Consider the following 8141-nt stretch of genomic DNA (forward strand, 5'->3'; position numbering starts at 1 on the left):
CGCCCCCGGCGCCGCGCTCCGCGCGGGCCGGGCCGTGGCCGCGTCGGGCCGCCCACGTTCCGCGCGCGGCGCGGTGCTCACCCCTGCCACCGGTAGCCGCGGGGGGTCACGAAGCGGCCGGCGATCTCGCGGGAGGCGGTGTTGCCCACCGTCACCACGGTGAACATGTCCACCTCCGCCGGGTCGAGGGTGGCCAGCGTCGTCACCTTGTGCCACTCGTCCGGGCGGGAGACGCTGCGGGCGATGCCGACCGGGGTGGTGGGGGCGTCGCGGTGCTCGGCCAGGATCGACAGGGCCTTGGGCAGCTGCCAGTCGCGGGCGCGGCTGCGCGGGTTGTAGAAGGTGACGACCAGGTCGGCCTCGGCCGCCGCGCGGACGCGGCGTTCGATGACCTCCCAGGGGGTGTGCAGGTCGGAGAGGCTGATCGAGACGTGGTCGTGGCCCAGCGGCGCGCCCAGCAGCGAGGCGGCGGCCATCGCGGCGGTGACGCCGGGAACGCCGACGACGTCGATGTCCGCGCCCGCCTCGGCCAGGGCCGGCGAGGCCATCGCGTAGACGCCGGCGTCGCCGCTGCCGATCAGCGCTACGGCCAGGCCCCGCTGGGCCAGCCCGACGGCGCTGCGGGCGCGCTCCTCCTCGGCACCGAGGCCGGTGGCCTCGATCCGGACACCGGGACGGAGCAGGTCGCGGATCTGGTCGACGTACTGGTCCAGGCCCACGATCACCGACGCGCGGCGCAGTTCGGCGCGGGCCCGGTCGGTGAGCAGGTCGCGCGCGCCGGGGCCGAGGCCGACGATGGCGAGCCGGCCGCGCAGTGGACGGCGGGCGACGGCGACCGTCGCCATCGCGGCGCGACCCTCGGGCGTCGACTTCCGCTTGGCGACCAGGAGTTCGCTCGCGTCGGCGGCCAGCAGCGCGGCGGCCTCGGCGACGCTCGGCGTGCCGACGGCGGCGAGCGGCGCGTCGGAGGGGTTGGGCACGGCGACGGCGCCGAGCCCGTCGGCGCTGAAGAACCGCACCGGGACGCCGAGTTCGGCGGCGGCGGCGAGCAGGCCGGGCTCCTCGGCCTTGGCGTCGACGCTGGCGAGGCTGTGCAGGGAGCGCACGTCCAGACCGGCGTCGGCGAGCGTGGTGCGGATCAGCTCCAGGATCTCCTCCTCCGGCGCGCCCTTGCTGGCGCCGACGCCCACGACCAGGCTGGGCGTGAAGAGTCGGACCGTGGGGACGGCGGAGGAGGAAGCGAGCGCGTCGCCGACCACGATCGTCGGGGCGGAGGCGGGCGCGTCCGCCGACACGTTGGCGGGCAGCGCCGGGAGCGGGTGACGGTCCGCGCCGACCAGGCGGACCGGCTCGCCGTCCAGCAGCGCGCGGCTGACGGCGGCCAGGTCGCCCGCGACCGGCAGGCCGAGCGTGTCCAGGCCGGGGACGTCGGTCGCGTCGGTCGCCGTGGTGACGACGGCCTGCGCGTCCAGCACCGAGGCGACGCGCGCGGCGAGCGCGTTCGCGCCGCCCTCGTGGCCGCCGGTCAGCGCGACGGCGAAGCGCCGGGCCTCGTCGACGCAGACGACGCCCGGGTCGGTGTGCTTGTCCGAGCCCTCGGCGGCCAGCAGCGGCGCGAGCAGGCGGACGGTCGCGCCGGTGGCGAGGAAGCACACCAGCTGCGTGCACTCGGCGTACGCGGCGCGGACGGCGTCGCCGACCCGGCCCTCGTACCGGCCGCTCTCGTACAGGCGGCACTCGTCGGACCCGAGGGCCTCGGCGAGCTGTGCGGCGGCCCGGCGGCCTGCGGCGGTGGCGGCGATCAGGCCGATCACTTCGGTACTCCCTGCGAGACGGTTGCGGCGGTGGCGGCGGGGCGGGTGCCCCAGAGGACGAAGACGGGGTTGGTGGCGGCGAGCCGGGTGACCGCACCCGGCAGCGGCGCCAGCCGGTTGGCCTGCAACTGCACGCCCTCAACGATCAGTTGGGCGTCCAGCAGGGCGCGGCGCGCCTCGGGCACGCGGTCGAGCGCGGCCAGGGTGACCACGACGGTCCGGCGGGCGCGGGCGGCTGCCGCGCCGACGACCGCGGCGAGGTCCGCGCCACCGCCACCGACGAAGACGGCGTCGGGGTCCGGCAGTTCGGCCAGCGCCTCGGGAGCGCGGCCGTGGACGACGGCGACGGCGTGGGCGACGCCGTGCGCGGCGGCGTTGGCGCGGATCCGCTCCACCCCGTCCGCGTCGCGCTCGACCGCGACGGCCGCGGCGCCCAGGCGTGCGCACTCGACGGCGACGGAGCCGCTGCCCGCGCCCACGTCCCAGACCAGCTCGCCCAGCCGCGGACCGAGCCTGGCCAGCGCGAACGCGCGGACCTCCGCCTTGGTGAGCATCGCGTCCCGGTGCTCGAAGGCCTCCTCGGGCAGGGCCCAGCCGCCCTCGGGCGCGCCCTCGAACCCGGCGACGGCGCGCATCATGTCGGCCACGGGTGGTGCGGAGTCGGCGAGGCTCAGCACGACGTTGACGGCGGGCCAGGCGCGGGCGGCGGCCTCGGCGGGGCTGACCTCGACCAGGCTCTCCGCCTCCGTGCCGAGGTCGGCGGCGACGACCAGGCGGCGGCGCAGGCCGGGCATGGCGGCGAGCGCCGCGCCGATCTCGGCCGGGCCCGCGCCGGGCGCGGTGAGCACGCCGACCTTGCGCTGCGCGCGGCAGATGTTGAACGCCCGACGCGGGTCGCGGCCGTGGGCGCTGACGGCGACGGCGTCGTCCCACGGCACGCCGAGGCGGGCGAAGGCGTGGGCGATGCTGCTGATGCCGGGACGTACGTCGAGGGCCTCCGCGCCGAAGCGCCGGGCGAGGGAGCGCACGATGCCGAAGAAGCCGGGGTCGCCGGAGGCGAGCACGACGACGTGTGCGTCAGGGTCCTTCTCGCGCAGCAGCGCGACGGCGTCGAGCGCGGGCGCGAGCGGCCCGAGCGCCAGCGCGCGGTCGGCGGGCACGCCGGCGGCGTCGAGGTGGCGCCGAGCGCCGACGACCAGGGCGGCCCCGGCGACGAGAGCGCTGCTCTCGTCGGTGAGCGACGTTCCGATGTGTGTTTGCCCCAGGACGGTGATCACGGCAGCAGAGCACCGCCCGTCGACGCGATCACTGCTCTCCCGGTGAAGTCCACCATCGCGACCTCCGCCGCCAGCCGCCCGTCCGAGAACCGCGTCATCACGTCCGCGACCCGCTCGCACAGCAGCAGCCCGGCCGGGGCCAGCACGCCCGCCGCGTCCCAGAGTTCGTAGCCGTGCCGGGCCGTGTTCGCCGCGGCCACCGCCGCCACGACCTCCGCCGGCGCGCCCACCTCGGCCGTGATCTCGGCCAGCACGTTGGTGTCCACCTTCGAGCGCGTGTAGTGCGTCATCAGCACGCCCGACGCCAGCTTGGTCAGCTTGCCGACCATGCCGACGAAGACGGCGCGCTCCATGCCGCCCTCCACCGCGCGCCGCAGCGCCGCGCCGGTGAAGTCGCCCACCTCGACGAAGCAGACGTCCGGCAGCGACGGGATCAGCGCCATCGCGCCCTTCTCCGTCCGGCCCCCCGTGCACAGCACGATCGCGCGCTCGCCCTGCGCGGCGGCGACCGACACCGCCTGCTCGACCGAGGCCCGCCACGACGCCGTCGAGAACGGCCGGACGATGCCGGTCGTGCCGAGGATCGAGATGCCGCCGAGGATGCCGAGCTTGGCGTTGGTGGTCTTGCGGGCCCGGACCTCCCCGTCCGGCACGCTGATCGTCACGTCCACGCCGCGCGTCGCGACGTCGACGGCCTCGCCGACCGCCTGCGTGATCATCGCGCGCGGCACCGGATTGATCGCCGGACCGCCGACCTCCAGGCCGAGGCCGGGCTTGGTCACCACGCCGACGCCGACGCCGCCGTGCAGTTCGATGCCGGGCTCGTCGCGCCAGGCGACCGTGGCGGTCAGGTGCGCGCCGTGGGTCACGTCCGGGTCGTCCCCGGCGTCCTTGACCACGACCGCCTCCGCCCGCCCGGGGCGCAGCAGTCGGCACCGCTCGACCGCGAAGCCGACCCGGTTGCCGGACGGCAGCGCCACGTCGACGTGCTGCTGCGGCTCGCCGCTGACCAGCATCAGCGCGGCCGCGCGGGCCGCGGCGGAGGCACAGGTGCCCGTCGTCCAGCCGCTGCGCAGGGGCCCCTGACGCACCTTCGCGGTGCGCGGAAGATCCGGCTCCCGCAGTTCAGCCATGGTCGTGGCCGGGGCCGGCCGGACCTGCCGTCCTCCCGGAGCCCGACTCGTCGGCGCGGACCGCCCGCAGCGCCGGGCGCTTGGCCCGGTCCGCCGGCGCCTCCGCTGCGGCCGACGGCTCCGGCCCTCTCTCCGCGGCCTGACCCGACTCGTTCGCGCCACCGGTCCGCAACTGCCGCCGCGCGGCGCGGTCCGCCTTGCGGAAGGTGTGGAAGTGGCCCGGGTGGTAGAGGTGCGAGCGGGTGCCGTGGGCGCCGAGCGCCGGGCCGACCAGGAAGAGGGTGTGCTTCCAGAGCTTGTGTTCCTTGACCGTCGCCTCCAGGGTGGCGATGGTGCAGGTGAGCAGCAGCTCCTCGGGCCAGGTGGCCTGATGGGCCACCACGACCGGCGTCTCGGGTGCGTAGCCGCCCTCCAGCAGCTCCTCGACCAGCTGCTTGCTGCGGGCCGCGGAGAGGAAGATCGCCATGGTGGTGCCGTGGCGGGCGAACTCGCGCACCTCCTCGCCGGGCGGCATCGGCGTCTTGCCGCCGCCCAGCCGGGTGAGGATCACGCTCTGGGCGACCTCCGGGACCGTCAGCTCGCGCTGCGCGAGAGCGGCGACGGCGGAGAAGGAGGAGACGCCGGGGATGATCTCGGTCTCCAGGCCGAGCGTGCGGCAGCGCTCCAACTGCTCCTGCACCGCTCCCCACAGGGACGGGTCGCCGGAGTGGATCCGGGCGACCTTGGTGCCGTCCTGCGCGGCCCGCTCGTAGACGTCGAGCACGGCCTCCATCGGGATCAGCGAGGAGTCGAGGATCTCCGCGCCCTCGCGGGCGTGCTGGAGCACCTCCTCCTGGACCAGGCTGGCGGCCCAGATCACCACGTCCGCCTCGGCGATGGCGCGCGCGGCGCGGAACGTCAGCAGGTCGGCGGCGCCGGGGCCGGCCCCGACGAAGGTGACCTTGCCCTGAACCGATTCCGTGGTCACAGCTTTCCCCCTCGACCCTCACGCCGCACCGGTGCGATCAGCGTGGACAGATACGGCAGCCGCTCGGGCAGCGGCGTCCCCGGCGTGCTCAGCTGCTCGGCCTCCAGGCCGAGCGCGGCGCCCCACACGGCGTCACCCTCCCGGCCCGACCGGCGCAGCGCGTCCTTGACCTGCTCGGCGAGACGGCCGAACTTGTAGGCGACGACGGTGCCGGGGCCGGCCAGGGCCTCCTTCAGCACCTCCGCCCCGGCGGTGACGGGCACCAGCGTCAGCGGCTCGGTGCCCTCGGCGAGGACGGTGCCGCTGCGGGCGGCGAGGTCCTGCATGGCGGTGATGCCGGGGACGGTCTCGACGGTCAGGTCCGCCACGAGCTCGCGCAGGGTGTGGGCCAGGTAGGTGAAGGTGGAGTACACGTTCGGGTCACCGATCGTCGCGAACGCGACCGTCCCGCCGTCGCCTTCCCGCAGCAGCTCGGCGACCCGCGCGCCGGCCGCGTCCCAGGCGGCCTCGCGCCGGGCCCGGTCCTCACGCTCGTTCAGGGCGAACACGACGCGCACGATCTTCGCGGAGTCGGCGTGGTGGCGCACGGTGGCCTCGGCCCGCCCGATCTCGCCGGTGTCCATCACCGGCACGACCACCGCGTCGGCCTCGCGCAGCACGCGCACGGCCTTGACGGTGACGAGTTCCGGATCACCCGGCCCCATGCCCACGCCGACCAGGCGCGGGCCAGACGCGCGTTCGCGCACGGCAGCAGTCCTCACTCGGGGTCCGCGCCCCGGCTCGTGGTGACGGCGGCCAGAGTTCCTGGCTCACGGGGCGCGTCCCGCCCCCCGCTGACAGTGGCGGGACCGCGCCGGATTCGCACCGGACTTCCTCGTCATTGCCGCCGTTGATATGAACAAGCTCAGCCAGTTCTTCTCAGGTCGTGAAATCCCACCACGCAGCGCGTGGGGCAGTCAACCGGACGTCATGTGGGCTGAGCCACGCTGTCGCCGGGCCCGTCGCACGTCCGTCCCCATCGGGGGCGCGCCCGCGCGTCGAGTGCGCCGGAGCCGCCGGGTCGTCTTTCCGTCCCATGCGTCACCGGGATTCACTCGCGCCACAGGAGGGCCCGCGGTTCGCGCTGAATTGGTGCGGATCAAGGCTGAAATCTTTCGCAGAAATTTCACACAACCCCTCTGCTCTCTGCTCCGGATGCTCTAGATTGGCCGTGCCGCAGCCGACTGGCCGCGAGTGATCATTTCCTGGCGCCCGTCGCAGGGCACGCGATTCCGTTGCCATTGCAAATTTCTGCAAGTCGCGCAGAAATGGTCCGCATGTCGTTTTCCGGGAGGCGGGGGGCTTCCTGGGGGGAGGAACGTCACGGGGGGTTGGGCGCCTCCCGAGGGAGAACTGTCTTGGGCTCACCTGTGAACCCATAGCACCCTGGGGGGTGTCTGTGCAGCGGCTGGATTTCGTCAGCCCTTTTCCATCGGTCAGCGGCCGTCCGGCGACCGGAGAATTCCTCCGGTCGTCCACTTTCTGGGAACAGCGGTACCGCCGTACCGTGATCGTCGGCGATATTTCGGTCACCGCGTTCGTGGTGGTCGCGATCGGCGGCTTCCTGGGAGTCCGGCACGCTTCTAACTGGCACGAGAAGTGGGGAATTCTCGCTTTCGGCACCTGGTTACTGGTCCTGGGGACGCTCGCGGTGAGCCGCGCGTGGGCTCCAGGTGTCCTCGGCCAGGGGGCCGAGGAGTTCCGCCGGCTCGGACGGTCGCTGCTCACGGCGGCCGTGGTGCTGGCCCTCTGCGGAGTGGCCGTCACCTCGCACAACATCAAGCTCTGGATCTTCGTCGCGATGCCGGGGATCGCGCTGGTCACCATGACCGAGCGCTATCTGCTGCGCCTGTGGCTGCACAAGCAGCGCAAGGAAGGACGATGCCTGAGACCGGTGCTCGCCGCCGGGAGTCTGGCCACCGTGGGCGACCTGATCGCCCGTATCCGCAAGTTCCCGCATCTCGGCTGGCGGGTGGACGCGGTCTGCACGACGGACGCGCTCGGGCCCGAGAGCGAGGCGCTCGGGGAACTCGACGGAGTGCCGGTCATCGGACAGCTGGCGGATGTGGCCGACCACGTCCGCCTGGGCGGCTACCGCGTCGTCGCGGTCACCCCGGACCCGCACTGGTCACCGGACCGGCTGCAGCGGCTCGCGTGGAACCTCGAGGGCAGCGAGGCCGAGATGGTCGTCGCGCCGGTGCTGATGGAGGTGGCCGGCCCGCGGCTGCACATCGACGCGGTGCTCGGCATCCCGCTGGTGCGGGTCAGCATGCCGACCTTCAGCGGGGGCAGCCGGGCGGTCAAGGAGATCGTGGACCGCCTGGGCGCGGCGCTCCTGCTGCTGCTGTTCGCTCCGCTGATGGCGCTGGTGGCGCTGCTGGTGATGCTCGACAGCCGGGGTGGGGCGGTCTACCGCCAGCGCCGGGTCGGCAAGGACGGACGCGAGTTCACCATCCTCAAGTTCCGCACCATGGTCTCCGGGGCGGATCGGGCCCGCGGCCTGCTGGCCGACCGCAACGAGGGCGCCGGCCTGCTGTTCAAACTCCGCCGGGATCCGCGGGTGACCCGGGTGGGAACGGTGCTGCGCCGCTACTCGATCGACGAACTCCCGCAGCTGCTCAACGTGCTGACGGGCTCGATGTCGCTGGTCGGTCCCCGGCCGCCGTTACCGGAGGAGTCGGCCGCCTACGGTCCGGACATCCGGCGGCGGCTGCTGGTCAAGCCGGGGCTGACCGGCCTCTGGCAGATCAGCGGGCGCAGCGACCTGCCGTGGGAGGAGGCGGTCCGGCTCGACCTGCGGTACGTGGAGGACTGGTCGCTCGCCCTGGACACGGTGATCTTGTGGAAGACGCTGCGTGCCGTGCTCTACGGGCAGGGGGCCTATTGATGGGCGGGGGGCGTCCGTCGGATG

At 74.2% G+C, this 8141-nt stretch carries 5 protein-coding genes, 1 pseudogene and 1 riboswitch; of the genes and pseudogenes, 1 reads left to right on the forward strand and 5 read right to left on the reverse strand.

Going from position 1 to position 8141, the window contains the following annotated elements:
- Nucleotides 1–77: 77 nt before the first annotated feature.
- The 5 genes and pseudogenes from cobJ to cobI all read right to left on the reverse strand — a co-directional run bounded on the left by cobJ (nt 78) and on the right by cobI (nt 5937).
- Entirely contained in the window at nt 78–1814 is a 1737-nt protein-coding gene (cobJ, locus tag DN069_RS26190) for a precorrin-3B C(17)-methyltransferase (RefSeq protein WP_111504912.1), read from the reverse strand.
- A complete protein-coding gene (gene cbiE, locus DN069_RS26195; protein ID WP_111504914.1) occupies nt 1811–3091 on the reverse strand; it encodes a precorrin-6y C5,15-methyltransferase (decarboxylating) subunit CbiE in 1281 nt (426 codons plus the stop codon). Before cbiE ends, cobJ begins: the two co-directional genes overlap by 4 nt.
- Entirely contained in the window at nt 3088–4224 is a 1137-nt protein-coding gene (locus tag DN069_RS26200) for a cobalt-precorrin-5B (C(1))-methyltransferase (RefSeq protein WP_111504916.1), read from the reverse strand. Before DN069_RS26200 ends, cbiE begins: the two co-directional genes overlap by 4 nt.
- Before the next feature lie 151 nt (nt 4225–4375).
- Nucleotides 4376–5191 (reverse strand): annotated as a pseudogene (gene cobM / locus DN069_RS26205) (precorrin-4 C(11)-methyltransferase); the annotation flags it as partial.
- Nucleotides 5188–5937, reverse strand: a complete 750-nt coding sequence (gene cobI, locus DN069_RS26210) for a precorrin-2 C(20)-methyltransferase (RefSeq protein WP_279387932.1) — start codon at nt 5935–5937, stop codon at nt 5188–5190. The gene cobI and the pseudogene cobM, both read right to left, overlap by 4 nt.
- Nucleotides 5938–5967: 30 nt before the next feature.
- Nucleotides 5968–6094, reverse strand: a riboswitch (cobalamin riboswitch).
- Nucleotides 6095–6638: 544 nt separating this feature from the next.
- Here cobI and DN069_RS26215 point away from each other — a divergent pair.
- Nucleotides 6639–8117 carry a sugar transferase gene (locus DN069_RS26215; protein ID WP_424556324.1) on the forward strand — a complete coding sequence of 493 codons (1479 nt, stop codon included), beginning with the start codon at nt 6639–6641 and terminating at the stop codon, nt 8115–8117.
- The last annotated feature ends 24 nt before the right edge of the window (nt 8118–8141 follow it).

It is taken from the genome of Streptacidiphilus pinicola, from assembly GCF_003258295.1.
GTDB classification, from domain to species: domain Bacteria; phylum Actinomycetota; class Actinomycetes; order Streptomycetales; family Streptomycetaceae; genus Streptacidiphilus; species Streptacidiphilus pinicola.

Excerpts from the sequence above, each read along its gene's own strand:
- DN069_RS26200 (WP_111504916.1), bottom strand. The coding sequence starts at position 4,224 with ATGGCTGAACTGCGGGAGCCGGATCTTCCGCGCACCGCGAAGGTGCGT.